Genomic DNA, 24987 nt, shown 5'->3' on the forward strand with positions numbered 1-24987 from the left:
TTCGTGTCAACCAACCGCAAACGGCCGAGCAAGCGACTCCAGAAAGAGATCAAGCTGAAGCTGGTCATTACGGCCGGGCCGACGCGCGAATACTTCGACACGATTCGTTTCATTTCCAATCCATCGACGGGCCGGATGGGCTATGCCATTGCAGAAGCGGCGGCGAAGGCGGGGCATCGGGTGACGCTGGTAAGCGGGCCGGTGGAGATGGCCGCGCCGGCCAGGGTGAAGCTCATTCGGGTCGAGACGGCGGAGGAGATGCTGCGGGCGAGCCGGCGGGCGTTTGCGGGTGCCGATGCGGCGATTTTCTGCGCGGCGGTGAGCGACTATCGGCCGAAGAAACGGGCGGACAAGAAACTTCCCAAGCAGATGATGAATCGACGGATCGAACTGGCGCCGACGCCGGACATCGCGGCGACACTGGGGCGGTCCAAGGGACGGCGCGTCACGATCGGCTTTGCGATGGAAGACCACGACGGCCGCGCCCACGCTGAGAAGAAGCTGCAGCGAAAGCACTGCGACGCGATCATCCTTAACGACCCTGGCAATGTGGGGACGGATCGGGCATCGGCGGAGTATCTGGTGAGGGGCGGCGAGTGGCAGGTTTGGCCAAGATCGACCAAGCCGCAAATGGCCAGGCGCATCGTTCAATCGCTTCAGCGACTCTGGGCGGCGCGAATGCGGGCGACGAAGGCTGAATAGTCTTCCGGCGTGTCGATGCCGACGGCGGCGCGATCCACTGATCCCACGGCGATGGGGAAGCCGTTTTCCAGAAAACGAAGTTGTTCCAGTTTCTCCACCTGCTCCAGGGGCGAGGGCTTCAGGCGGGCGAGCTGCAGGAGGGTCTCGCGATGGTAGCCGTAGATTCCGATGTGCAGCCGATAGGCGCGCGGGTCGCTGATGCGGCCGGCGGTGTCGCGGGGATAGGGAACTAGGGCGCGGGAGAAATACAGGGCGCGGCCCCGCTGATCGACCACGACCTTGACGGTGTTGGGATCGGCGGGATCGGCATCGGCGGGAAAGGGGCAGGCGAGCGTTGCAATCGGCGCGGCATCGCGTTCTTCCAACAGACCGACCAATTGATCGATGGCGGCGGGTTCGATCTCGGGCTCGTCACCCTGAATGTTGAGGATGATTTTTTCATTGAGGCCGGCGGCGACTTCGGCGACGCGATCGGTTCCGCTGGGGTGCTCCGGGCGCGTCATCCGCGCCTGACCGCCGAACGATTCGACGGCCTTCGCGATGCGCTCGTCATCGGTCGCGACAATGACGGAAGTGAGCCGCCTGGCCTTTGAAACCTGCTCGCAGACGTGCTGAATGAGGTATTTGCCGGTCTCGCGCAGGAGGGGTTTTCCCGGCAGGCGGGATGAAGCAAAGCGGGCGGGAATCACGGCGGCGGCGGTCATTTTGCGGAGCGTATGACCCGCTCGTTGGGGTGTCAAAGCGGGTCGAGGGCGAAGTGCGTCAACCGCCCTACCGCGACGGTGCCGGTTGACGCGGCTTGGCGGCCGAAGGATCATGAGGGCGCTACGATTCGCCGAGTTTCGCAGCGAGCCTGAGCCGGGAAAAAACGGACGGAGAAGTCAGATGACAAATCGCAATTTGATCGGGGATGCTGGAAGCTGCGCGAAGGCGCTGGTGGTTGCGTGTTTCGCCGGGGTGATTGGCCTGGGTGGACTCCAATCGGCGCTGGCCAAGGGGCCGGTGCCTGGGATGCAGAGCAAGAAGCAGGAGCCTCCCAAGGAGGCGGAGCCGCAGGAAGAGAGTGACGCGAAGATGCCGGCCCTGAAATTCAAGATGAAGGACATCGAGGGCAACGAGCAGGACCTGACGCAGTACTATGGCGACGTTGTGCTGGTGGTGAACGTCGCGTCGTATTGCGGATTTACGCCGCAGTACAAGGGCCTTGAGGCGATGTACCGCAAGTATAAGAAGAAGGGGCTGGTCATTCTCGGCATTCCGGCCAATGAGTTCGGCAAGCAGGAGCCGGGGACTGATTCGGAGATCAGGGAATTTTGCACCAAGAAATACGACGTGACGTTTCCGATGTTTTCCAAGGTGGTGGTCAAGGGCGAGGGCATCTGCCCGATGTACAAGTATCTGACCTCCAAGGAGGCGGGGCATAAGTTCGGCGGGGAGATCCCGTGGAATTTCAACAAGTTTCTGATCGACCGGACCGGGCACGTCGTCGGCCGGTTTGAGCATCGGGTGGCCCCGGACGCAACGGAGTTCGTGGAAGCGGTCGAGGCGCAACTGAAGGTCAAGCGGCCGGCGGACGCCCCCAGCGCGAAGGCCAAGAAGACCGGGAAAAAGTCCAAGAAGCAGTGACGTGGTCGCGGCATCCATGCGACGCGAGGCATCCTTCGAGAAGTGAATAGGCCGACATGAGAATCCGCGAGCTGCTTTCAACAGGCCGTCCCTGTTTTTCATTCGAATTCTTCCCGCCGAAGACGGACAACGGGCTGGAGCAACTGCGACAGTCGGTGCGTTCGCTGCGCGATCTGCAACCCACGTTTGTTTCGGTCACATATGGCGCGGGCGGCAGCACGCGGGACCGGACGATCGAGCTGGTGGCGGAGATCCAGCGGCACTACGGCGTCGAGGCGATGGCGCATCTGACGTGCGTCGGTTCGACGCGGGAGGAGATCGGGACGGTCTTGCAGCGATTACGGCAGGCGGGCGTGGACAATGTCCTGGCGCTGCGCGGCGATCCGCCCAAGGGCGAGGAGAAGTTTAAGGCGACGGCCGGGGGCTTTCGATACGCGAACGAGCTGGCGGAGTTCATCAAGGCGACGCATCCATTCTGCGTCGGCGGGGCCTGCTATCCGGAGGGCCACGTGGAATGCGTGCGGCCGGACGGCTCGCGCGATCTCGACGCCGATCTGGTGAACCTTCAGCGGAAGGTGGACGCCGGGACGCAGTTTCTTGTCAGCCAGCTTTTCTTCGACAACCAGGCGTACTTCGATTTTGTCAGCCGGGCGCGGGCGGCGGGCATTGGCGTGCCGATCATTCCCGGGATCATGCCGATTACCAATGTCGACCAGGTGCGGCGGTTCACGCAGATGTGCGGGGCGACGATTCCCGAGAGCCTGATGGCGGAGCTGGATCGGCTTAAGGACAACGAGGACGCCGTTCTTTCGCAGGGGGTGGCCTACGCGACGGCGCAGTGCTTCGACTTACTGCAGCGCGGCGCGCCGGGAATTCATTTCTACACGCTCAATAAGTCGGCCGCGACGCGTACGATTCTCACCGCCCTGCGGACGATCTGGCCGCCGGCCCGCCGACCGGCGTGATGTCGTGACGCTTGAGTCCGCCCATCCCGACGCCGAGGCCGCCCCGAACGCGACGCGGCGAGGCCTGTCACCCTTATTATCCATTCTGCTGATCGCCGCCGCCGTGTGCGCCGTGTGCTACAACGGTGACACCGACGGGCCGATCGATCTGTATCACGAGGGCGATCGGCTGGCCGCTTACGACGCATTGGCCGCGGGGGCCCTGCCCTACCGCGATGTCTATGTGTCGCACGGGCTGGGCGAGGATGTGATCAAGCCGTACCTGGCCTGCAAGTGGCTGGGGGCATCGGTGGAGTCGCTTCGGCGGGTTGGGCGAAACAGCTACATTTACAGCGGATATCTGACGGTGCTGGGGCCGCTGGCGGTGCTCTTTGCCGGGATGGCGTGGCTGCGGGATGTGCGGGCCGTCGCCCTGCTGGGGCTGATTCTGGTCTGCGGGCTTTATGAGATCAGCGAGCGGCCGGCGATGGCAATGGCGGCTGTCGCGGCGACGGGGATGTGGCGCCATCATCGGCGATGGGGATGGATGCTGGTCGCGGGCATTTGCACCGGGCTTGCGACGCTTTACAGCATGGAGACGGGCGTGTTTGTCGGGCTGGCCATCATGAGTTGGCTTGCGGCCCGACGAATGCTTTGGACGAGGGACGTGGGCGATAGATCACATGGGACGGCGAGGGCGCTGGTGACGTACGCGCTCGGCTTCTTCGTTGTGTTCGGGCCGTTTTTGATTTGGTGCGGCGCCCGCGGCATCCTGGGGGATTTCATCGAAAACACGCGGATTCAGTTCGGCCTGCGCGGCGAGGTCTGGCCGAACGAGTATCCGGCATTGACGTGGACTACCGGTCAGCCGTGGAGCGCGAACCTGCTGGTGATGGGCGCGGTGGCGGGGATGTTTTACGTCTTGCCGCTGGCTTATCTCGCGGGCGTTGTCATCGCCTTCGGCCGATGCGAATCCGGCGACGCACCTGCTCATCAGACTTTGCTGTTCGCCTCCCTGCTGGGCATTTGCTTTTGGTTGAGCCCGATGGCGCAGTCCGATATCTGGCACGTCGCCTATGTGACGGGGGTGTTTGCGTTTTTCGCGGCTGCGCTGTTCTGGTACACGCGCAAGGTCGAGCGGCCGGATGTTTCGCGCAGGGTCGCCGGTGGGATGGTGGTCTTCGTGTGCTTGACGCTGGTCCTTGTGGCGGATGGCGGCGTACTGGTACGGCGGATGACGGGGCGTGAGAGTCGTTTTGTGCCGGCGCATCTTCAATCCGCAGAAGGCACACTTGTTCAGGCAAGCCTGCCTCGAATCGGAAGCGTCAAGATTCCCTACGAACAGAACGCCGAGTTGGGGGCGATTGTGGGGCTGATTCAGCGCCACAGCGCGGCGGATGATTACCTGCTGGACCTGAGCGATCAGCCGCTGCTCTACTTTCTCGCCGAGCGCCGTTGTCCGACGCGGTTTCATCTGATGTCGCAGTGCAACAGCCCGCCCTTGCGCGAGATGATGCTGGCGGAGTTGCGGAAGAAGCCGAAGCTACCGAGATTGATCGTGTACCCCGGCACGAACGCACCGGTGCAGGATGCGATCGGGGAGTTTATTGGTAAGAACTACCGCCCGCTGGCGATGGTCGGCGGCTTGCAAGTTTTCACGCTGAACGAAGAATAGGCGCGAGTAATGGGAGTAGGCAGGTGTCTGAGACTTCTCGCGTTTTGATCACCGGGGCAGGCGGTTTGTTGGGGCGTCCGCTTGCCAGGCGATTTGCGCTGGACAAGACATGGCAGACGATCGCGCTGGACCGGGCCGGGCTCGATATCACCGATGCGGAGGCCGTGGGTCATGTGGTGGAGCGGGAGAAGCCGGGGGTGATTATCAACTGCGCCGCATTTACGAAAGTTGATGCGTGCGAGCAGGAGAAAGAGCAGTCCCAGCGGGTTAACGGCGAGGGGGCGGGCATCGTTGCGGCGGCGGCGGCGAAGGTCCGGGCGAGATTGATTCATATCTCGACGGACTATGTTTTCGACGGCACTTCCGCCCTGCCCTACCGCGAGGATCAGCCGCCGGCGCCGCCGGAAATGCTCTGCTGGTACGGTCGATCGAAGCTGCTGGGCGAACAGGCGGTCACGGGCCGGCATCCATCGCCTTTGATCGTGCGGACTGCGTGGGTCTTTGGTGAGGATGGGCCGTGTTTTCCGAAGACGATTCTGCGCCTGGCAAGCGAGCGGCCGGAGCTTCGCGTGGTCAACGATCAAGCCGGCTCTCCGACGTATGCCAAGGACCTGGCCGATGCGATCTATCGCCTGGCGCAACATCCGGAAGCGACCGGCATCATGCACGTGACCAACTCCGACATTTGCACGTGGTATGAGTTTGCACGGGAGATACTGCGTGTCGCCGGGATCGGCACGCCCGTTCGGCCTGTCAGCACGGCGGAATTCCCGACTCCGGCGAAGCGGCCCGCGTTCTCCGTTCTGGATAACCGACGATTTGTGCAGACGGTCGGCGCGCCCTTGCGAAGTTGGCGCGAGGCCATCGCCGAGTTTCTCGCGGCGTCAGCGGGCTGAGTCGGGCGGCGTCATTTCTTCATGCGGGCCAGATCGGCCTCAGCGGCGATGTAACCGAATGCCGGCCAATAGCCCCCTGCGACGACTTTCTCGAAGATTTCCTTCGCCCCGTTGCGATCACCGTTGCAGAGGCGCCAGTTGCCGACGCCGTAGCCCATGGTGGCGAGGTCGAGGTCTGAGGCCTTCTGAACATCGAGCAGGCTCTCGGGGGAAATCAGGCCCTTGTACATGAGGAGTCGCTGGAAGTAGGCCTTGTTTTCAATGATGTCCATACCCTCGTTGATGGGCTCGAGGAGTTTGGCCGCTTCTTCGTCGCGGTCCATGCGGCGCAGGGCCATGTACATCCAGTCGGTGACCGCGACGACGTTGTCGTCGTACTTGCCGCCGGCCTTCATGGCCTCGCCGAAGGCATCGAGAGCAGCGGAGAAATCGCCCTTGAGATAACGAGCGACGCCGAGGTGATAGTGAACGTTGAAGTGCAGGGTCGTCAGCGGGATGTTCCGCGCGTTGGGCATGCCGTCCTGCTCGATGACGTCCTCGGTGCCGGAGATGAGGCGGGCGGCGCTTTGGAGGTCGGCGATGGCGTTGTCGAACTGCCGGACGGTGATATAGCGATGGCCGCGATGGCGATAGAGCGGGGCGTACTTTCGATGCCGCTCGATCCCGCTGGTGAAGACGTTAATGGCGTCGGTCATTCGCCATAGGTAGCCGAGACGTCGGCCGACCCAGATGAGCAGGTCGGGATTGCCGGGATTCGCGCGGGCATTGGCTTCGGCCCTGCGCAGGTCTGATTCCAGCTTGGCTTTTTCAGAGGCGGGCGGGTTTGCGTAGAGCGGCCTGCCGAGGAGGGAGATGGTCTCCGGCGCGTTGGGGTCGTTGCGATAGCGGGCGATGTCGGCCTCCTGGTGGGCCGGTTGACCGCAGGCGAAGCCGCACGTCACGAGTAGCGTTACCGTCATTATGCCGATTTGTTTCATTGGATCGCTCCCACCCGAGACGGCGGCGCGAAATTCACGGCGCACATCTCCCACCTGTATCTATCGGGCAGTCGAGCCTCCCGAAATCACCAGTGGAGCTTTACGGACCTGCTCCCAGGGGTTCTGCGTCCGCCTCATCGCCCCGGGGCCGCGAACCTATCCACTGGCCGGACAAGTCGTTAGACTGATGGGGCAGAGGGCCGGACCGTGAAGTAGTCCGTTCCGACGATTTATTGGTTGTGAATCTTTATGCCGGCGAGCGACGCCGCTGTTGTCGTCCCGGCGTGTGCGGAAGGATCCGACGATGGTTGCAGATCTGACAGTTCTCAATGACCGTCCGGAGTATAAGGGGCCGGCCAGCTTCAGCCCCAGCGGGTGCGATCCGAACGGGCGCTGCGGCAATGGGCTGGAGAAAATCTACCCGACCTGCGCCGTGCGCTACGGCTATATGAATTACATCGGGGAGTTTCGCTATGCCCCGGGGATGCTCTTTGGGTGCGGCGGGAAAGTCGTCATTCAGACGCAGCGCGGCATCGAAATCGGCGAGCAGGTGAGCCTGACCTGCACGGGCTGTGACAAGTCCATCAAGCGTCAGACGATGCTCGACTACATGAAGAAGAGCGGCCCCGACTTTTATCAGCTCAAGAGCGGGCGGATCCTGCGGGCGGTCACACCGCAGGACCTGATCGAGGAAAAGCACCTGGTCGATGGCTCACGGGAAAAAATCCTGCGCGCCCGGGAACTGGCCCGCGAGCTTGGCCTGGACATGAAGTTCGTCGCCTGTGAGCACATCTTCGGCGGCGAGCGAATCATTTATCACTTCATGGCGGAAGGCCGGATCGACTTCCGGGAGTTCGTCCGCCAGCTAGCTCACGAATATCACACGCGCATCGAGATGCACCAGGTCGGGGCGCGGGACGAGGCCCGGCTGGTCGCGGATTTTGAAATCTGCGGCAGGGAGTGCTGCTGCAAAAACTTTTTGAAGACGCTTCGGCCCGTGTCGATGCGGATGGCCAAGATTCAGAAGGCGACGCTCGATCCGTCAAAGGTTTCCGGCCGGTGCGGTCGCCTGCGATGCTGCCTGCGATACGAACACGAGGGCTACGAGGAACTGGACAAGAAGCTGCCGCGCGTGGGCAATCGCGTGCGTACGGAGTCCGGGATCGGCACGGTGCGAGACCGCCAGATTCTCACGCAACTGGTGTCGATCATTTACGACGACGGCGACCGGATTGAGACCGTCGGCGTGGAGGATCTGCTCGAACGAAATCTGCCCAAGCGGGCGCCGATGGATCCGGCTGCGGCGAACGATGCCAACGCGCGCGGACGTCGACCGTCCGGGCGCGGGCCGGATGCCCCCGGTGATCGGCCTCGACGGGACGGGCCTCCTCCACAACAGACCCCTTCCGGTGAGAACCAGGTTCCGCCGCCGGGAAGCTCGACGGATCAGTCCGTGGGTGAATCGGCGCAGCCGCGCACGGGCGAATCGGGCCCTGCGGGCGGGGGCGAAGGCGGCGGAAATGCCGGTCGCGATCGACCGCGCGGCGGCCGTCGTCGCGGTCGCAGGGGTCGCCGCGGGGGCGCGGGACGCCAAGATCAATCCGACAATCGTGCGACACCGCCGGCAGAAGGCGGTAAAATGGGTGAACCTCCACCGCCGGCAGATCGTTCAGAAGAACGTCCCCCGAATGCCGATTCATGAGGCTCGGCGTCAGGGGCACGAGTGACCGATGTCCAAGAAGAAGCCCATTACATCACCATCACCGACCACAACGGCGGTCGAATCGCCCTATCACCCACAGGCCTTTGAGTTCCTGCGGCAGGGGCTTGACTACACGGTGCGAAAGACCCACGGCGACCGCGCCGATGTGGTGCGCGGCATCCTGCAATGGCTTCAGGAACATCAGGCCGAGCTGAGCCAGCTCCCCGTGCTCTTGTCTCGCGGCGAGATTCCCCCGGTCATCGTGAACATGATCCGGCAGATCGGCGACCTGGAGGCTGCCGCCGACCATTTGAACCTGCACGTTTCCGGCGAAGACCTTTGCTGGGGGCTGCGCGATCTGGCGGTGGAAAACTGGGGACTGATGGCTGCCGTGGTGCTGCGTCACTGGGGCATTCGCACGACCCGGGACTTCGGCAGGATGGTGTTCTCGCTGGTGGATCAGGGCCTTCTGGCCAAGCAGCCGGACGACGACATCGAGGACTTTTCCGACGTTTATGAGTTCGGCAAGGCGTTTGACCTGTCCTACAAGATCGATCTTGCCGCCAACGCGAGGCCCGGGCGACGGGTCTCCGAATCGAAGGACGAGGAATAGCATGGCGACGACGAAAGCGACGGCGACCGATACATACGCCTGGGAGAAGGAGCTTGCGCCCAAGGTGACGCGCGGCACCCTCATGTTGCCCATTGCTCTTTACGTGCTGTGGACGGGCCTGCTGGCGTACATTGCCTTCGATCGCTGGTTCGGCGCGTTGCAATGAGACGCGGCGACGATAGATTGCACGCATGACCACGAGCGCGGCGACAGGCCCCGACCCAGCGGTGCTCGAGGGCAACCTTTCCGAACTATCAAAATCTCGACACGCGCTGGCCGAACTACTGGCGACGGCGCGGCATCCCGAATTAATCCAATATGTCAGTGGTCGCGACGGCGAGCCGACCTACCAATGGCGGGAGGCGGACGGCGTCCTGCGCTGGCTCGGGCGCACGTCGATGCCCAGCGTGAGCAGCGCGGCCCTGATCGAGGCATTTCAGCCGGGCTCGGCGAATGTTCTGCTCTACTCGCTGGGCAGCGGGCGCGAGGCGCGGAGCCTGCTCGATCGGCTGGCAGCCCATCAGGCGGTCTTCGTGGTTGAGCCGAATGCATCGGCCGCGGCGCTGGCGCTAAGGCTCGTCGATTTTTCGCGGGAGATTCGCCAGGGGCGGTTTGTTTTATTTGTGGGCCCGACGGCGTGGGATGACTTTCGGGCATTCATGCAGACTCACCGGGGCTACCTTGAGGCGCAGCGGATTCTGTCGTGGCCGTGGTTTGATTCGCAGATGATCGCGGAGGTTTCGTCGCGACTGGGCGAGGTGAATGCCGCGCGATTCGCGGGGCGCGGTGAGGCGGCAGTAGGCGACGAGCGTGAGGCTGGGCAGTCGACGGGCTCATCCGCGACGGCGGTGGCGATCGTCTCGAATGTCGTGGACGCCGGGGTGTTCCGCACGGCGAAGCTGATTGAGATTGCCGCCGCCGAGATGAATTGGCGATCCTGCCGGATCGCGCTTGATCAGCCGATCCTCGTTCGGCCGGAGGCGATGGGAGAGGCCGTGCAGCGATTCGCCCCGTCGCTCGTCATTCTGCTGGGGTGCACGCAAGCGGAACTCGGTTTTGCGCTGCCGGACTGCACGGTCGCGACGCTGCTGATGCCTGGGCAGCGTGCAGACCCCTCGCTGGCCGGCAGGCTCGGCGCGGGCCAGTGGCTGGGTGTGCCGGACAGCGCGACGCGTGAGATGTGCGCTGCGAATGGCATCGAGATGGATCGGACGATGGTCGTCCCCCCTGCCGCTCAGCCGGGTCTTTTGCGCCGGTCGAATCAACCGACGACGCGAATCGCCGTGGTCGCCGACGGCGGCGATGTCTCGGCGCGCGGTGCGGGCCTTCACCTCGGATCGCATATTCGTCTCTATGAGGCGGCGGCGAAGCTGATTGAAGCCCAGGCGGATCGATACACCGATGAGTCGGCGGCGGACATCGTGAACCGCGCGATGAAGCAGCTTGGCATGCGGATTGAGAGCGAGGAAGTGATCCTGGGCGTGCTGGATCGCGTTCGGACGATTCTTGGTCCGCTGATTGTGCGTCGCGCCGCGCTGCATGCGATGGCGGAGGCGGGCATTGAGTTCGATCTGTTCGGCGGCGGCTGGCGGGACGATTCGGTTCTCGGGCCATATGTGTGCGGAAAGCGGCCGGAGCCGGATGAGATGGGTGATTTCGCCGAGCGCTATGGCTGCGTCGTGATTGTCGACACCGGCGAGCGATTGAATCAGGCGGCGCTCGACGCGCTATCCGCAGGACAGGTGCTATTTGTTCGGCAGGCGGTGCATCGGGACGGGAACGGACCCTACGCGGAATATGTCGAGACGGGCCGGCACATTCAGACGTTTGGTACGTGCGGGGAACTGGTCGATGGGCTACGCCGATATGCCCGCGAGCCCTCGATCTTCGTGAGCGAGGCGCTGGATGCGGCGCGCATTATGCAGGCGGCGCATACGTGGACGCAGCGGCTTGGGGAACTGACCGTGACCGTGGGCGCCTCACGCTGACAATATGGCCGCCGTTTCGTGCGGGCGAGACGCCCACGCACCCCCCAATGCTACGACGAAACGAGATCAGTTCTGCGATGAATCGTGCGCGGCCCCCTTCGGTGACGAGCCCGCGGCATTGCGGACGTTGTATCCCTTGTCGATCAGGACGCCGGCCAGGTACATGATCCCGAGATTCGGAGGGTCGTTGCCGTCGGGAATTCGCGGCTGCAGCAGGGCGACGCGGCGGAACAGGGGCACTGATTTAGGGAATGGCGGGTGTGTTGATCTGGAAGTCACTCATCAATGATCCGCTCCGTCAGCGATCGTCCAAACGGCGAGCTTCGCAACTCGACCACAGGTTCGTCTTCGCCCGATCAGCCAGTAAATGAAGACTCCGATCCAAAGCGGGGGGATCACATACTGAAATACCCAAGCCCCCCACTTGGTATCAAAGTGCCAGATTAAGATAGGCGCTAATGGAATCGCGCATGCCAGAAGGCCAAAATCGGCGAGCCAATGATCCTCGATAAAAATGCGCCTTGCCCGGCGGAAGAGTAGAACACCTAAGAGCATAAGCACCATAACGAGATAACTCGATATCTGATAAGTCCACAATGAATAGAAACGAGAAAAGACACTGGGAACGGTGAACATCTGGCCTCCCCAGCCATAGCCACCTGAACCGACCAGCGTCATGACGACCCAGCACCTCCACAGCATTGGGGATGCAACGCGTTTACGCCGCTGAGCCGGCCACAGAATGAGAATCGCACCGATGCCGTAAGCCAGCGGGCCGAAGTACACCAATCGCGTGTATGTATTTTGGCAGAAGCGCAAAAAGAATCCCCCTTTCCAGGACGGCACGAACAGGTGTTCATTCGCGATCGTCCATATACACACGATTCGTGGGATTTGCTCCAGATAGATTCCAAGAACCACGAAAAAGGAACCCCAGAAGAACCAACGAATGTCCGACTGACTTCGGATGAGCCAGTCCCGCGACGCGTGCGATGCTGAAATTGCTGCCCCGCATTCGGGACAACGACCCGTCACAGCCAAATCGCGAAGATCATACGAGCATTGATAGCAGCTCAGCGGAGCCACGTTTCCGGAAGTGTCCAATGGGTAATTGGATGGAGGCGTCAAAAGTTGCTCCAACGCACGGCCTTCGCCGCGATGTGGTATCGATAGAGCCAGAGACAGCACAGGGAGCCGTTGAGCACCAGGATCGCGAGGATCTCCGCGGAGATGCCGGATATCCAGTTCATGCCGAAATCGCGTGCCAGGCGGCTGATCCATTTGCCCCATGCCCAGTAACTCGTCAGCAAAATGCCGTCGAACGCACAGAACGCCCAGAGAAACGCGGATTCGTAGCGGATGACCGTCTCACCCCAGCGGCTGTCGGGGAGGATGCCGTGTACGATCCACCACGAGGCGGCCATTGCGCCGATGAAACGATGAACCATCCAGGAGAGAATCGGAAACAGAAGCAATGCCACGAGGGGAATGTACAACATCGCATTCTTGTATTGTCTCTCGTAGATCGCAAACATTAAGAAGAACCACACGGCCGCGCACATACCGATCAGCGGATAGCCGGCCCTGGCGAAGCGGCGAGTCGCATCGACATCGTCACGAAGCCTGAGGCGGTTGTAGAAATCCGCCGGGCGAATCGCGACGTGTGAGACGGTTTGCAGCCATGCGCCGGGACTTCGTACCAACTGCCAGGCGCACCCGCGACGGGGCGTATCGACGAGCGACTTCGCCACAATCATGCCGCACTCCGGGCAGCGAGCTTCCATGGGGAGATCGGTCAAATCGTAGCCGCAGCTTTCGCAGCGTGGGGGCTGATCTTCATCGCTCGGCGCTTGCGCAACACCGCGCGCCGCGGCACTGAGCCAGTAGACCAGCGAGCCCGCGCTGCCAAAAAAAAGAATCGCGAGAAAGTATGGATCAATGATGTCTCTCGAAAGTACAAAACCCGCCGAATCGCTCAGATTATTCGAAAGTACGATTAACCCGCCGATGAGGATGGTCAGCGACCATAAGACGCCGAATCCTGATGCGACGGCGCGAAACGTCCGCCGGAACGCCGCCCATCCGGAACCGCCGCCATAGACCACCGGCAGCAGCAGCCATGCGGAGAACACCGCGGCGCCAAATGCCAACGCGCAGGCCCCGAGGAAGAAAAACTCCAGGTCACCGATCGTGCCGCCGGCATGCGCCTCCTGCCAGACTTCGGCGAACGAGATCGTGCGAGTCGCCAGCGGGGTGTAGATCGGCCTGCTCGTTGGCCCGGTACTGGTGATTGGCGGCGGCGCCCAGGTACGCTCAACCGTCAAATCCCACATGAGCAAACACGTCACGGTGCCGCCGTATAAGAGCAGGCCGCCGGCGAAGAAGACAAAGAACCCCCAGGGCGAACCATTCACCGCCCGCCGCGCCGCCTTCGCGGGACTGAAAATGTGAAAGAACGCCCCCACTAAGACGGCGTACCCCGCGCTCGGCGGAGGCGAAGAAACTCCCGATTCCGTTGCAGTCTGATTCACAAATGAGATGCCCGACCCTGAGTGGATGCTCTCTTCGATGGCTTCACATCAAGTCCGCCGATCGGCGAACCCACTCCATGGTATACGCCAGTGACAGGGAGAAGGCTCAGAACATGCCGCTGAATCGTCGCCGCCGCTACTGGATTTTCGCCGGGCCGCGCTTGTCGAATTCCTCGACCTCGCGGATCGACTCCAAGCTGAATACGTCGGTCGTGCGGCAATAAAGAGGACCGCCCTGCCGCCCTATCGCCTGAAGCTTGACCGGGTCGCAGACCATGTCGCCATCGACCAGGACGGAGTCGTCCACGTGAATCGCCAAGACGTCGCCGAAGACGGCCTGCCCGGCGCCCGGGCCGTCGCCGAGGCTGATGATTTGCCGCAGGCGGCACTCGATATTCACCGGGCTCTCCTTCACAAGCACGGGGCGCACGCATTTGGCGGTGACCGGCGTCAGGCCGCTCTTCTCAAACTCGCTGACGCCGGCGGCGAACTCGGTGCTGCAAACGTTCATCCGCTCGGCGATCGGCTCGGTCACCGTGGCGATGACGAACTCCTTCGTCGCCTGGATGTTGCGAAGCGTGTCCTTCGGCCGGCTGTGGCGATTGAGCGCGGGGGAAAAAACGACGACCGGCGGATTGGCGGAGAGCATGTTGTAGAAGGAGAACGGCGCCAGGTTCGGCCGGCCCTCTTCGTCGATGGTCGAGACAAAGGCGATGGGCCGCGGCTGAACGAAGGAGAGACACAGGCGTTGCGTCGCCCGCCAGGAATGCTCGGTGTTGGAGAGGTCGATGTACATGCTGCGGATTCTACTGATTCTCAGGAATCGTGGCACGCCCCGGTAACTGCTTCAATCCAGCGAGGGATCATACGGGGGTTTATGCTGTCAACAGCCCGCCCAAATGGCTAGAATAGTGGTTGTGAAGATCCCCGATGTCGACATTCCGATTACGCCTGTTCGCGTCCCAATGGAGTGGATCATGCGCGCCGAACGAGCTGTCGAAAAGGTTCGCGAGAAACTAGTCAAGACGTGCCGGGCGCTGGAGGGCGCAGGCGTTCCATACGTCGTCATCGGCGGAAACGCCGTGGCTGTCTGGGTCGGCAGCCGCGACGAAGGGGCCATCCGCAACACAAAGGACGTGGATATCCTGCTTAACCGGGCCGACCTCGATCGAGCGGCTCAGGCCATGTCGGCAGCAGGCTTTGACATGACCGAGATTGACGGCATCACGATGTTCCTGGATCGCGACGACCCGATGCCCAGTCGAGGCGTTCACGTTGTCTTCGCGGGCGAAAAGATCAAGCCGCATGATCGCTTCCCCGCGCCGGCCGTGGTCAAGGGCATTCGCAGTTCCGAAGGCGTGGACGCCATCGAGCTAAGAGAACTCTTGGTCTTGAAGTTGATCGCCTTTCGGGACATCGACCGCGTACACATCCGCGACATGATCAAAGTCGGGCTGATCGATGATGAAGTCGCCGATCAGATTCCAGTCGAGCTTCGCCCGCGGCTTGAGGAGATTCGGGCGAATCCTGACGGCTAGAGGTTCCAACAGCTTAATTTCTAATACTGGACGTCTCTAACCTTGTGCCGCGCCGCATGTCATCGGGACAAAGCCGCTTTTTTTCGTGGAACTGTTCCATAAAGCAATTACAATCCCACAACCAAGCCTCTTCGACAAGGTACTCCCTGTCATAAAGTATCCATATCAGTTTATCCCATTCATAGTTGGTCGGCTTTGCAACTAGTGTGACCTTGCTTCCCCGGCGACCGCTTGGTCTATTCGCCTTTACCTGATATCGAAAGCCGTCATAGGCAAAATCGAATCCTTTGGAAACTGCAGTTCTACTCTGCATTTGACGAGAATACTCTGCTTCACTACATCCGAGCATCATAGCCGCGTCGTACTCGGAGATTGCAGACGTAATCTGAGGCGCGACTCCAAACTGCTTCTGCCACTCCAGTGCCACTAGGATGAGCATTGGACGCAGTGAACATAGGTCCATTCTCTATACCTCATGCTCAACTCGGTCGTGCAGCGCCGCAGGAATGCCAGAATCAACGCACTTCGCCCCAACGGGTGTCCTGCTTGAGCAATTCAAATGCCCGATCGGCAAGAAGCTGAACTTCCTGCGGCAGGGCATCATAGCACTGCCGGAATTTAACGGTGGCCCGGTGCTTCACAGGTCGGTGCAACGTCCTTGCTGTGCGTCACGCAGAGCATCTTCAGCAAGCGAGTCCAACCTGCCGGACGCGATGTCCTGCTCCAACTGCTGATCCCACGCCTCTGCATCAAAACGCGCGAACCAACTACGAAACACGGCCAGCTCATCAGGCGTGAGTTTACAAACCGCGTCTTCGATGTCCTTGATGTTGCTCATGCTTCGCTATTATATCCTGCCGCCTTGACGATTGTCACGATCAGGCGGCTCGTCCCGCGCTGCCGATCTCGCTGAAACCAGACTTACAGGACTCAATTCAACGAGCAGGCGACTCATGCTCCACCCGGTTCTCCAGTGTCCCGAGCACGTCGAACTCCATGCGAATCGTGTCGCCGGGCTTCACAAACTGCTTGTGCCCTTGGCCTCTGCTGCCCGAAGGACCCCGTCGATAAGCTCCTTTCCCTTCCTAATCATTGAAAGATCGAACACATCGACCGAATCCGCTCCCACAATTGCGAGGGCGGTGGGATTTCCAAACATGGTCGGATTTGACCTCACAATCACAACCGTATCTCCACACAGGGAATAACGCCGCAACGCATGCGGGCCGCGACGCCCCTGGGCCTCTTCGACTTCAAGAATACCGGGCAACGTCCTGATCGACACCTTATTACGAAACCCGGTTAACTGCATGGTCAGAGGCAATACAGTAAGCACAACCAAACCACCCAACGCCATCTGCAGAACCTGAAACGGGTTTATCTGACGGCCTTGTGACGGCGGTACGACGATGCCGGTAAGGACTGCGACAAAGCAGAGCAGGACCACAAAGAGCACGATCCATTTAAACATACGGAGAAACCTAAACCGTCCGGCGTCAACTCGCATCTCCGTGAATTCGCCCCCAGCAGCTTTTGGAACTTCAGCTAGTCCGACGCACAACACAATAGGCCGGTCGGATTGCGATGCCCAACTACCAAGGACACATGCCCGTACTGCCCGCCAGTTAGGTTTGACCACACGCCAGCCAAGTTCCTCTTCGAGATCCGAAATTGCCGACGATGGCTGATGTTTGACGCTGGAATGCAAACAACTGCTTCTTAGCAGCTCGTAATGAGATTTTTTCTGACGCATCTTGCCAATGAATACCGCCCCCATAAGCGCGAAGGCAATCACGCAAATCGCGGAAATAAGATTGTTTGTGGAAGTGTCGACCCCACTGGGCTTATCTGTCGCAAGAATAGCCGCCAATCCAAGTCCGAGAGCAAACGCGACAAAGGAATAATACCAAATCAGACTGCCGAATTCGGGAAAGATTTGGACTAGCCTCATGCTTCCGACTTTGATTTCTTCGTCATCCATCACAACACGTCTTTGGTTCAATACCAACAGCCGCGACTAGAGGAAGTTCGCCCGGTGCGTAATAGCCACAATCACCGAAAAAAAAATGCACGAAAGGTCACCAAATCGAGACGGCTAACTCCGGGAACTTGTTGACTTCGCCCATTATGCTATCCCCGCTCGTGCTCTACCCGGTTCTCCAGTGTCCCGAGCACGTCGAACTCCATCCGGATCGTGTCGCCGGGCTTCATGAACTTCTTGTGCTCCGCGCCGCAGCCGCCGCCGACGGTGCCGCTGCCGAGGATGTCGCCGGGGTACATCCAGCGCGCCGTGCTGGCGAAGGCCACCATCGACTCAAACGAATGCTTCACCGTGCCGTAGCGGCCGTTGGTCCACTGCTCGTCGTTGACGAATGCCCTCATCCCGATCGCGCCGAGGTCGGGTATCTCATCCTTCGTCACCAGGAACGGCCCCAGCGCGCTGGCGAAATCCTTACCGGGGGCCGGGCCCATGTTGATCGGCATGGCCTTGGTCTGGCGTTGCCGGGCGGAGAGATCGTTCAAAATCGTGTAGCCGACGATCGCGTCGCGCGCCGTCTCCATCGTCGCATTGCGAATCGGCTTACCGATGATGCAGGCCATCTCGCACTCGAAGTCGATCCGCTCTTCGCCGGGCGGGTAGTAGGCCGTCATGCCGTGGCCGATCATGCTGGTGGCGTTGGAGTTGTAGTACGCGGGAATCTCGTACCACTCCGGCACGATGAAATCGAGACCGCGCTGCTTGCGCATGGTCATGACGTGTTCTTCGAAGGCGTAGAAGTCGAGGTACTGCGACGCGCGCAGGACGCAGGGGCCGAAGAAGACCTTCGCCGGGTCGAGCCCCCCTGCCGACGATAGCTTCTTCGCCTCTTCGCGAAATGCCGCCCACTCCGGCAGACCGGCCACGCTCGCGGTGAGGACGCCGGCGTATTGCGGCGAGTTGATCTCGCCGTGCTTCTTGGCGAGGTCGGTGACGTCGACGATTTTACCGTCGATCTGCAGACCCAGCCGGGCGGCGGTGGGCACGCGGCGAACGAGGTCGGCGGCGCGATCTTTTTCAGATAGATAGAATTGGCAAAGGTGCATCGCTAGTCCTCCATGGTGGAAATTGAAGGGCCTAGTATGCGCGGTGAGCTCAATAATTACAAAAAATAGGGGCTTCGCCCGGCGAATGGCTAAGGTATAGGCGTCGAAGTCGCTACTCGCCCTGGGAGGCCTCGAAGAGCGCCCGGAAGTTCCCCTCGCCGAAGCGCCCGCAGCCGCAGCGCTGGATCAGCTCGACGAAGACAGGCCCCGCATGCGGGCGGCGGAACTGCGTCGCTTGATCCTGGCAGAACGACTGGAGCAGATAGCCGGTCTTGTCCCCATCGACCAGGATGCCAAGGCGGCGAAGATCCTCCACGGAGTGCCCAAGCTGCGGCACTCCCTGAGCCGAAAGGCGACCGGGGAGCTGATCGTAGTAAGCCGAAGGCGTGAGCATGAAGCCGACGCCCTGATGACGTGCATGCTCGACCGCCTTGCCGATGTCGGCGACGGCCAGGGCGACATGCTGTATCCCGGGCCCTCGGTTCATGTCTACGTACATCTGTATCTGCGACTGTTCGAATCGCGGGCGAAGCGGCTCGTTGGTTGCCAGGGTAAAGCCGCCGGCCTCGTCTCCCATGGCGATGGACTTGAGCCCACTGCCGACGCCGGGCCGAAAGTCTTCCGTGTGGAAAGCGACATCCCAGCGCCGCGTGAGCCCCATGACGTGTTCGTAGAATGCGATGACCGGCATCAGCGTGCGGGTGTTGCCGGTGAGGTGATCGAACCCGGTGACGCCCAGCGGATTGACAGACGCGTCAAACGACCCGCACGAGTCCATGCCGGGGGCGAGCCTGTTCGTCGGCCCGGCGATCTCAATAAAGGCGAACTCCACGTCGCCCAGCGGCGTGGCGATGGCGATGTGCTTCCAGCGACCGTCGCCGGCAATCTCGTCGCGCGTGTGATCCACCGGCGTCGCGCTGCGCTCCAGCAGAAGTTCCTCGGTACGGCCGACATCCTGCACCAGAAAGTTGACCCGACTGATGCCTTCGGGGTGCTTTTCGAGATAGCGCCGGACGGTCGAACCGGCATGCACGGCTTCCTGAACGATCAGGCTCATGTCGCCACAGGCAATCATGTGACGGCGCGTGCCGGTGCATTCCAGCGCCGCGCCGGAGCTGACGCCGATATGCTGGAAGCCAAACCCCTGGGTCAGGTATGCCAGCCACGGGGCCGCGTCGTACACGGACATTTCGAGGCTGTGAATTCGTTCTATTCCGAGGCTTGCCTTGGCCATGGTCGCACTCCCTCGCGTGTGGCCTTCCGTTTTCGACGAGCAACCTGCCCGCCGCAGGGCGCAAAATGACGTGGCCCCGTCCACTGGAAGCAATAGGCTACTGCGTCGCCTCCGCCCGGTCGAGAGAAAAGTCAGACGTCGGGGAATCGCAAGAAGCTGATTTCCCGGTATGCTTTGCACTTCTTCACTTAAGGAAACGGTAGCACCGTGGGAAAGAGCCAGACAATTCCACCGGCCAAGAAGGCGGCGAAGACGGCGAAGCCTGCTTCGAGCGTCCCCCCCGCCATGCGGCAATACCTGGAGCAGAAGCAGCGCGTCGGCGACGCGATCCTGCTCTTCCGCATGGGCGATTTTTACGAGACCTTCTACGAAGACGCCAAGACGATCGCTCGGGTGCTGGGGCTGACGCTCACGGCGCGCGATAAGAACAGCGACGCGCCGATCCCCCTCGCGGGCGTGCCCTACCACGCCGTCGATCGCTACATCGCCCGGCTGGTCCGCGCCGGATACAAGGTCGCCCTCAGCGAGCAGCTCGAAGACCCCAAGACGGCCAAGGGGGTCGTCAAGCGCGACGTCGTTCGCATCATCACGCCGGGCACCCTGACCGACGAGAACATCCTCGACGAGCGCGAGGAGAACGTGCTCTGCGCACTTCTGCCGGAAGCCGCGAACTGGCGAACCGGGCAGGTCGGGCTGGCATGCGTGTCGCTTGCCTCGGGCCGGTTCTTTGCGCAGATGATCGACGCTGGCTCGATCCTCGATGAACTCGCGCGACTGCGACCGGCCGAGATCCTCGTCCCCGAATCGGCCATCGACGAGCCGAGCGCGCCGTGGGATGAAGTGCGTGACGCACTGTCGGCGGCGATCACGCCGCGCGCCCGGCATTCGTTCGACGCCCACCTCGGCGAACGCGCGATGTGCGAACAATTCGGCGTATCGGGCATGACCGGCTTCGGCTTCGATCGCTTCGATGCGTCGCTCTGCGCGGCGGCGGCGGTTCTGGACTACCTGAGAGAGACACAGAAATCGTCGCTTTCGCACATTTCCCGAATCACGCCGCGACAGACCGACGACGCCGTCATGATCGATCATTTCACCCTGCGCTCGCTGGAAGTGGAGCGCACGCTGCGCGACGGCGGGCGCGAGGGATCGCTGCTCGGCGCGATCGACATGACCGTCAGTTCGATGGGCTCGAGGCGGCTGCGGGAGTGGATCTGCTATCCGCTGAATCGCGCGAGCGAGATTCTCGGCAGACAACAGGCGATCACCGATCTGCGCTCGCAGCCCGATCGGCTGCGGCGCATTCGCGATCTCATCGGCGACATGGGCGATCTGGAGCGGATCATCGCCCGGGTCGGCGTCGGCAGGGCATCGCCGCGAGACCTGGCGGGCCTGACTCGCACACTGGAACTCTGCGGCCAGATTCCCGAGGCCATCGGCGCCGCCATCAGCGGCAAACAGAGCCAAGGCGACCTGCTCGCCGAAATCGCCCAATCAACAACCGGCCACGAGTCGCTCGCGGGCTATCTATCATCGGCCATCAAGGAAGACGCGCCCGGCGTCGTGCGGGACGGCGGCTTCATCGCGGATGGATTCAATGCCGAACTGGATCGGCTGCGACAGCTGGGCACAGCCGGTCATCAGAGCCTCGCGGAGTTTCAGGCGCGGGAGATCGAGCGGACCGGCATCAATTCGCTGAAGGTCGGCTACAACTCCGTCTTCGGATATTACATCGAGATCACCCATCAACACCGCGACAAGGTGCCGCCGGACTACGTTCGCCGACAGACGGTGCGCAACGCCGAGCGATACATCACCGACGAACTGAAGCAATACGAGAATGAAGTCCTCGGCGCAGCGGACCGGGCGAAGGCCCTGGAGATCGAGATTTTCGAGGAGGTCCGCGGGCGCGTTGCCCAGCAGGCCCCGGGATTGCAGAAGACGGCGGACGCCATCGCCGCGCTGGACGTCCTCGCCGGCCTCGCCGAACTGTCCCGCAGGCGCGATTACTGTCGCCCCGAGCTTGTTGCGGAGAGTGCCGGGCCGATTCTTGAGATCGTTGACGGCCGCCATCCTGTTCTGGATGAAGTCCTCGGCGAGCGATTCGTGCCGAACGATTGTCACCTGTCGGACGAGGCCATGCGCCTGGCGCTGATCACCGGGCCGAACATGGCGGGCAAGTCCACCTATATCCGCCAGGCCGCGCTCCTCGCCCTGTTGGCGCACACCGGCAGCTACGTCCCGGCGAAGTCCATGCGCTGGACCCCGGTCGACAGAATCTTCGCCCGAGTCGGCGCCAATGACGAACTGGCCCGTGGGCAGTCCACCTTCATGGTCGAAATGGTGGAGACGGCGAGAATCCTGAATAACGCCACCCAGCGCTCGCTGGTGATTCTCGACGAGATCGGGCGCGGCACCAGCACCTACGACGGATTAGCCATCGCCTGGGCCGTCACCGAATATCTCGCCGATCACCTGAAGTGCCTCGCGCTCTTCGCGACCCACTACCACGAACTCACCGCACTGGCCGATCGCCTGCCTTGCGCAGGCAATCTGAATGTCGCGGTTAAGGAGGAGCTTCGCCCGGCTGGAGGCGGTCGCGGTGTCGTCTTCCTGCACAAAATCCTGCCGGGCCCGACGGACCGCAGCTACGGTGTCCACGTCGCCGCCATGGCCGGCCTGCCGGGCAGCGTCGTGAAGCGAAGCGAGCAAATGCTCGAAGAGCTTGAGCGCGGGTTCGACAAGAAGGCAAACGCCCAACGCCAAAAGTCACAGGCACATAAGACCTCGGACCAACCCCTGCTGTTTGACTCCGCGCCGACCCTGCCGACTTGGTGGCGGGAATTGGTCGATGCCGTGACCGCGGTGGACGTGAATCGGACCGCCCCGATCGACGCCCTGCAGATTTTGGGGCGGCTCAAGGAGATTACGCAGGAAAGCGATCGGCGAAAGTGACGCATCAGGCGTCCAATCGACGAGACATCAGGCTCTCCAAGAATCCGCGGCGACCGGGACTTGAATTCGCGGCGGAAGTTCACGAGACTACCGGACATTGCCGCGCTGCGAACTTTTCTGTGCGTGCGGCACGGCAGCTCATCTGCGAGGCAAATACGGCATGCGACGATTCCTCATCTTGACCCTGGCCTGTGCGGCTTTCAGCGGCTGTGCCAACCCCAAGGAGAAATTCGGTCGCACCTGGTATATCGACGGGGCCGGAAACTGGGGCTTCGGCGTGCTGGACGTGCCGCTCGGCCTGGAGGACGCCGGTTACAAGGGGTTCGTCAGCAACTATCACTGGTCGCTGACCATGAACCCGGCGCTCGATCAGACGCTGCGCTTCATCGCCCGCGCTTCCGGATCGGTCCTGGCCGGTGAGATCACCGACTACCTCAAGCGAAACCCCGACGCCAATGCCAATATCATCGCACTTTCGGCGGGCACGGGCGTCGCTGTCTGGGCGGCGGAGGATATGAAGCCTCCCTACAAGATCAACAACATCATTCTCGTCGGGTCCAGCATCTCCAGCCGCCACGACCTGCGCAAGGCCCTCGCCAATATGAAGGGCAAGTTCTACTGTTATTACGCCGCGAGCGATCCGGTCCTGCAGGGACCGGTGCGCCTGCTAGGTACGATCGACGGCACCTACGACGACTCCGCCGGACTCGTCGGCCTGCGCGGACAGGGTTTCAACAGCGGTCGAGTCGTCAATGTCGGATGGAGTTCGCGCTACACGCGCCTCGGGTGGACCGGCGGGCATGCCGACTGCACTAACCGGCGATTTGTCGCCGGCGAGATCGCCAAGCGCATCGACCCCAAGCTGCCCGCCGCGAAACAAAGGACCGTCAAAGTGGCTTCGGATGACGGCGGGGACAAGGAAGCCGCCCCCCCGGAAGCCGGTGTCGAAAAAGGCACCTAGCGGGCCTGCGGCTCGTCAAGCCGATGATTTAAGCCTTTGACTGCCGCAGATTTGCAACTCACCGCACACTGATTAGTATAATTTGGTTCAAATGGAAAAGCGGACAGCACAAGGAAGCTCCATGCGCATTTGGTTGATCCTGGGAACAGTCGGTGTATTGGGCGGCGGTACCGCCCTCTTTACGAAATTTGGCAGCAGCGGCGGCGAGGGGACCTGCTTCAACGCCACCGTCGAGACCGGCCCCATCGTCATGACCGTCGAGACGCTCGGCACCATTGAGCCGCTCACCACGGTCACCGTGGGCTGCGAGACCACCGGCAAGATTGTGGAGATCGCCGTCGATTTTGATGAGCCCGTCTCCAAGGATCAGATCATCTGCCGAATCGACCCCGAACTGGCCGAGGCGCAGCATGCCCAATCAAAGGCCGAGCTGGCCAGGGCCAAAAGCTCAATCCTGGATGCCGAGATTCTACAAAAGGAGCAAGCCGCCAACCTCCCCGTTGCCACGCAACAGGCCCAGGGCAAGCTTCAGGAAGCCGAGGCCGCCTTACTCGCCGAAGCATACAACTGGAAGCGAATCGACAAGCTGTACGAATCAGGCGATGCCACGGAGGCCGAGTGGACCCTCATCAAGTCCAATCACACGCGGGCCCAGGCGGCGGTCTTGTTCGCTCAGGCGGCGCTCAAGATGGCGAAGAACAACGAGCAGTTTCTTCCGCAGCGGGCTCAGGAAGCGGTGGATCAGGCCAAGGCAGCCCTGCAACTTGCAGAAGCCAGGATTGAGGCTACGCAGGCCCAGCTCGATAAGTGCATCATCAAGTCGCCGATCGACGGCATCGTGCTCCAGCGCTATCTCGATGTGGGCACCACGGTGAATGCCGCCTTTCAGACCCCCCCGCTGTTTCTCCTCGCGCCCAGCCTGACGCGCATGAAAGTGAACGCCAAGGTCAGCGAGTCCGACATCGTTCACATCGACGTCGGGCAGCATGCAAGATTCACGGTCGAAGGCAAGCAGCGCGTCCATTTTGAAGGGCGGATTCTCCACAAGCGCAATCAGCCCGAGATCATTCAGGGCGTCACCACCTACACGGTCATTCTGGAAGTGGACAATGACGAGCGCAAGACGCTCCTTCCCGGCATGTCGGTCAATGTGGAAATCGAGTGCGTCAACCGGCCCAAAGCGACGAGAATCGCCAACAAGGCCCTGCGCTTCAAGCCGCCGCTTCCCATCGAGCAGCGGCAGGCGATGGTCGACGCGCTCCAGTGGCCGGACGAGCCCACGGCCGAAGGCGGCGGGCCGGCGCTCTATTGCAAGAAGACGCATCTCTGGCAATTCAGCGAAGCCTCGCGCCAGTGGCGGGCCGTGCCTGTCTGGATCGGCGTGACCGACAACGTCAACACGGAGATCCTCCTCGGCGCCAAGCCCGGCGATCAGTTCGTCCGCGAATTCGCCGATAGCTCCAGCGCCGGTTTCAGCCTGAAAGAAGCCATCAAACTGGCCAGCCCCGACAATCGAACACTGTAGCATCACCCTTAACCGTCCAGCGATCGGCGCGACGCC

The 24987-nt window shown here is 61.8% G+C and carries 23 protein-coding genes; 13 read left to right on the plus strand and 10 right to left on the minus strand.

The window, feature by feature from the left end:
* Positions 1 to 3 precede the first annotated feature (3 nt).
* Positions 4 to 702 carry a phosphopantothenoylcysteine decarboxylase gene (locus tag HS101_15150; GenBank protein ID MBE7507605.1) on the plus strand — a complete coding sequence of 233 codons (699 nt, stop codon included), beginning with the start codon at positions 4 to 6 and terminating at the stop codon, positions 700 to 702.
* On the opposite strand, the gene kdsB is transcribed toward HS101_15150, so the two are convergent.
* Positions 657 to 1406: a 3-deoxy-manno-octulosonate cytidylyltransferase gene (gene kdsB / locus HS101_15155; GenBank protein ID MBE7507606.1), complete on the minus strand. Its 750-nt coding sequence runs from the start codon at positions 1404 to 1406 to the stop codon at positions 657 to 659. The two genes, HS101_15150 and kdsB, sit on opposite strands and share 46 nt — an antisense overlap.
* A gap of 370 nt (positions 1407 to 1776) precedes the next feature.
* Between kdsB and HS101_15160 the strand changes: the two genes are divergently transcribed.
* From HS101_15160 to rfbD, 4 genes are read left to right on the plus strand one after another with little or no spacing between them, the layout of a single operon-like run.
* Positions 1777 to 2328, plus strand: a complete 552-nt coding sequence (locus HS101_15160) for a glutathione peroxidase (GenBank protein MBE7507607.1) — start codon at positions 1777 to 1779, stop codon at positions 2326 to 2328.
* A gap of 56 nt (positions 2329 to 2384) precedes the next feature.
* A complete protein-coding gene (metF, locus tag HS101_15165; GenBank protein ID MBE7507608.1) occupies positions 2385 to 3293 on the plus strand; it encodes a methylenetetrahydrofolate reductase [NAD(P)H] in 909 nt (302 codons plus the stop codon).
* Positions 3294 to 3297: 4 nt separating this feature from the next.
* Positions 3298 to 4947, plus strand: a complete 1650-nt coding sequence (locus HS101_15170) for a hypothetical protein (protein ID MBE7507609.1) — start codon at positions 3298 to 3300, stop codon at positions 4945 to 4947.
* A gap of 23 nt (positions 4948 to 4970) precedes the next feature.
* Complete coding sequence (gene rfbD / locus HS101_15175) at positions 4971 to 5843, plus strand: dTDP-4-dehydrorhamnose reductase (GenBank protein ID MBE7507610.1); 873 nt, start codon at positions 4971 to 4973, stop codon at positions 5841 to 5843.
* An 11-nt stretch (positions 5844 to 5854) separates the two neighbouring features.
* On the opposite strand, the gene HS101_15180 is transcribed toward rfbD, so the two are convergent.
* Positions 5855 to 6802, minus strand: a complete 948-nt coding sequence (locus HS101_15180; protein ID MBE7507611.1) for a hypothetical protein — start codon at positions 6800 to 6802, stop codon at positions 5855 to 5857.
* A gap of 322 nt (positions 6803 to 7124) precedes the next feature.
* Between HS101_15180 and HS101_15185 the strand changes: the two genes are divergently transcribed.
* Genes HS101_15185 through HS101_15200 form a run of 4 tightly spaced genes read left to right on the plus strand, consistent with a single transcriptional unit; the run spans position 7125 to position 11123 of the window.
* The gene (locus tag HS101_15185) at positions 7125 to 8522 is read left to right on the plus strand and encodes a hypothetical protein (GenBank protein MBE7507612.1); all 1398 of its coding nucleotides are present in this window, start codon (positions 7125 to 7127) and stop codon (positions 8520 to 8522) included.
* Positions 8523 to 8550: 28 nt separating this feature from the next.
* The gene (locus tag HS101_15190; GenBank protein ID MBE7507613.1) at positions 8551 to 9135 is read left to right on the plus strand and encodes a hypothetical protein; all 585 of its coding nucleotides are present in this window, start codon (positions 8551 to 8553) and stop codon (positions 9133 to 9135) included.
* Between the two features lies 1 nt (position 9136).
* Positions 9137 to 9301, plus strand: a complete 165-nt coding sequence (locus HS101_15195) for a hypothetical protein (protein ID MBE7507614.1) — start codon at positions 9137 to 9139, stop codon at positions 9299 to 9301.
* A gap of 25 nt (positions 9302 to 9326) precedes the next feature.
* The gene (locus tag HS101_15200) at positions 9327 to 11123 is read left to right on the plus strand and encodes a hypothetical protein (protein ID MBE7507615.1); all 1797 of its coding nucleotides are present in this window, start codon (positions 9327 to 9329) and stop codon (positions 11121 to 11123) included.
* Positions 11124 to 11189: 66 nt separating this feature from the next.
* Here the strand turns inward: HS101_15200 and HS101_15205 are convergent, their stop codons facing one another.
* The 4 genes from HS101_15205 to HS101_15220 form a co-directional block, all read right to left on the minus strand.
* Positions 11190 to 11402, minus strand: a complete 213-nt coding sequence (locus HS101_15205) for a hypothetical protein (protein ID MBE7507616.1) — start codon at positions 11400 to 11402, stop codon at positions 11190 to 11192.
* A 3-nt stretch (positions 11403 to 11405) separates the two neighbouring features.
* Positions 11406 to 12164, minus strand: a complete 759-nt coding sequence (locus HS101_15210; GenBank protein ID MBE7507617.1) for a hypothetical protein — start codon at positions 12162 to 12164, stop codon at positions 11406 to 11408.
* 83 nt (positions 12165 to 12247) lie between these two features.
* Complete coding sequence (locus HS101_15215) at positions 12248 to 13654, minus strand: hypothetical protein (protein ID MBE7507618.1); 1407 nt, start codon at positions 13652 to 13654, stop codon at positions 12248 to 12250.
* Between the two features lie 136 nt (positions 13655 to 13790).
* Positions 13791 to 14450, minus strand: coding sequence for a flavin reductase family protein (locus HS101_15220; GenBank protein MBE7507619.1), 660 nt, complete (start codon positions 14448 to 14450; stop codon positions 13791 to 13793).
* A 181-nt stretch (positions 14451 to 14631) separates the two neighbouring features.
* On the opposite strand from HS101_15220, the gene HS101_15225 reads away from it, so the two are divergent.
* Complete coding sequence (locus tag HS101_15225) at positions 14632 to 15192, plus strand: nucleotidyltransferase family protein (GenBank protein ID MBE7507620.1); 561 nt, start codon at positions 14632 to 14634, stop codon at positions 15190 to 15192.
* 637 nt (positions 15193 to 15829) lie between these two features.
* Here HS101_15225 and HS101_15230 read toward each other — a convergent pair.
* The 4 genes from HS101_15230 to HS101_15245 form a co-directional block, all read right to left on the minus strand.
* A complete protein-coding gene (locus tag HS101_15230; protein MBE7507621.1) occupies positions 15830 to 16030 on the minus strand; it encodes a hypothetical protein in 201 nt (66 codons plus the stop codon).
* A gap of 180 nt (positions 16031 to 16210) precedes the next feature.
* Positions 16211 to 17173, minus strand: a complete 963-nt coding sequence (locus HS101_15235) for a hypothetical protein (protein MBE7507622.1) — start codon at positions 17171 to 17173, stop codon at positions 16211 to 16213.
* A 149-nt stretch (positions 17174 to 17322) separates the two neighbouring features.
* On the minus strand, positions 17323 to 18276 hold the full coding sequence (locus tag HS101_15240; protein ID MBE7507623.1) for a fumarylacetoacetate hydrolase family protein: 954 nt from the start codon (positions 18274 to 18276) through the stop codon (positions 17323 to 17325).
* A gap of 112 nt (positions 18277 to 18388) precedes the next feature.
* Positions 18389 to 19510, minus strand: a complete 1122-nt coding sequence (locus HS101_15245; GenBank protein ID MBE7507624.1) for a VOC family protein — start codon at positions 19508 to 19510, stop codon at positions 18389 to 18391.
* Positions 19511 to 19795: 285 nt separating this feature from the next.
* Here HS101_15245 and mutS point away from each other — a divergent pair, with 285 nt between their 5' ends.
* The 3 genes from mutS to HS101_15260 all read left to right on the plus strand — a co-directional run bounded on the left by mutS (position 19796) and on the right by HS101_15260 (position 24951).
* A complete protein-coding gene (mutS, locus tag HS101_15250; GenBank protein MBE7507625.1) occupies positions 19796 to 22465 on the plus strand; it encodes a DNA mismatch repair protein MutS in 2670 nt (889 codons plus the stop codon).
* A 160-nt stretch (positions 22466 to 22625) separates the two neighbouring features.
* Entirely contained in the window at positions 22626 to 23426 is an 801-nt protein-coding gene (locus HS101_15255) for a hypothetical protein (protein MBE7507626.1), read from the plus strand.
* A gap of 121 nt (positions 23427 to 23547) precedes the next feature.
* The gene (locus HS101_15260; GenBank protein MBE7507627.1) at positions 23548 to 24951 is read left to right on the plus strand and encodes an efflux RND transporter periplasmic adaptor subunit; all 1404 of its coding nucleotides are present in this window, start codon (positions 23548 to 23550) and stop codon (positions 24949 to 24951) included.
* The last annotated feature ends 36 nt before the right edge of the window (positions 24952 to 24987 follow it).

This window comes from Planctomycetia bacterium, assembly GCA_015075745.1.
Taxonomy (GTDB): Bacteria; Planctomycetota; Phycisphaerae; order UBA1845; family UTPLA1; genus UTPLA1.

Coding starts and splice junctions, on each gene's coding strand:
- HS101_15260 (MBE7507627.1), top strand. CDS start 23,548: ATGCGCATTTGGTTGATCCTGGGAACAGTCGGTGTATTGGGCGGCGGT.
- HS101_15180 (MBE7507611.1), bottom strand. CDS start 6,802: ATGACGGTAACGCTACTCGTGACGTGCGGCTTCGCCTGCGGTCAACCG.
- metF (MBE7507608.1), top strand. CDS start 2,385: ATGAGAATCCGCGAGCTGCTTTCAACAGGCCGTCCCTGTTTTTCATTC.
- HS101_15195 (MBE7507614.1), top strand. CDS start 9,137: ATGGCGACGACGAAAGCGACGGCGACCGATACATACGCCTGGGAGAAG.
- HS101_15235 (MBE7507622.1), bottom strand. CDS start 17,173: ATGGATGACGAAGAAATCAAAGTCGGAAGCATGAGGCTAGTCCAAATC.
- HS101_15245 (MBE7507624.1), bottom strand. CDS start 19,510: ATGGCCAAGGCAAGCCTCGGAATAGAACGAATTCACAGCCTCGAAATG.
- HS101_15225 (MBE7507620.1), top strand. CDS start 14,632: ATGCGCGCCGAACGAGCTGTCGAAAAGGTTCGCGAGAAACTAGTCAAG.
- kdsB (MBE7507606.1), bottom strand. CDS start 1,406: ATGACCGCCGCCGCCGTGATTCCCGCCCGCTTTGCTTCATCCCGCCTG.
- HS101_15160 (MBE7507607.1), top strand. CDS start 1,777: ATGCCGGCCCTGAAATTCAAGATGAAGGACATCGAGGGCAACGAGCAG.
- HS101_15255 (MBE7507626.1), top strand. CDS start 22,626: ATGCGACGATTCCTCATCTTGACCCTGGCCTGTGCGGCTTTCAGCGGC.
- HS101_15230 (MBE7507621.1), bottom strand. CDS start 16,030: ATGAGCAACATCAAGGACATCGAAGACGCGGTTTGTAAACTCACGCCT.
- HS101_15200 (MBE7507615.1), top strand. CDS start 9,327: ATGACCACGAGCGCGGCGACAGGCCCCGACCCAGCGGTGCTCGAGGGC.
- mutS (MBE7507625.1), top strand. CDS start 19,796: ATGCGGCAATACCTGGAGCAGAAGCAGCGCGTCGGCGACGCGATCCTG.
- HS101_15190 (MBE7507613.1), top strand. CDS start 8,551: ATGTCCAAGAAGAAGCCCATTACATCACCATCACCGACCACAACGGCG.
- HS101_15220 (MBE7507619.1), bottom strand. CDS start 14,450: ATGTACATCGACCTCTCCAACACCGAGCATTCCTGGCGGGCGACGCAA.
- HS101_15240 (MBE7507623.1), bottom strand. CDS start 18,276: ATGCACCTTTGCCAATTCTATCTATCTGAAAAAGATCGCGCCGCCGAC.
- HS101_15185 (MBE7507612.1), top strand. CDS start 7,125: ATGGTTGCAGATCTGACAGTTCTCAATGACCGTCCGGAGTATAAGGGG.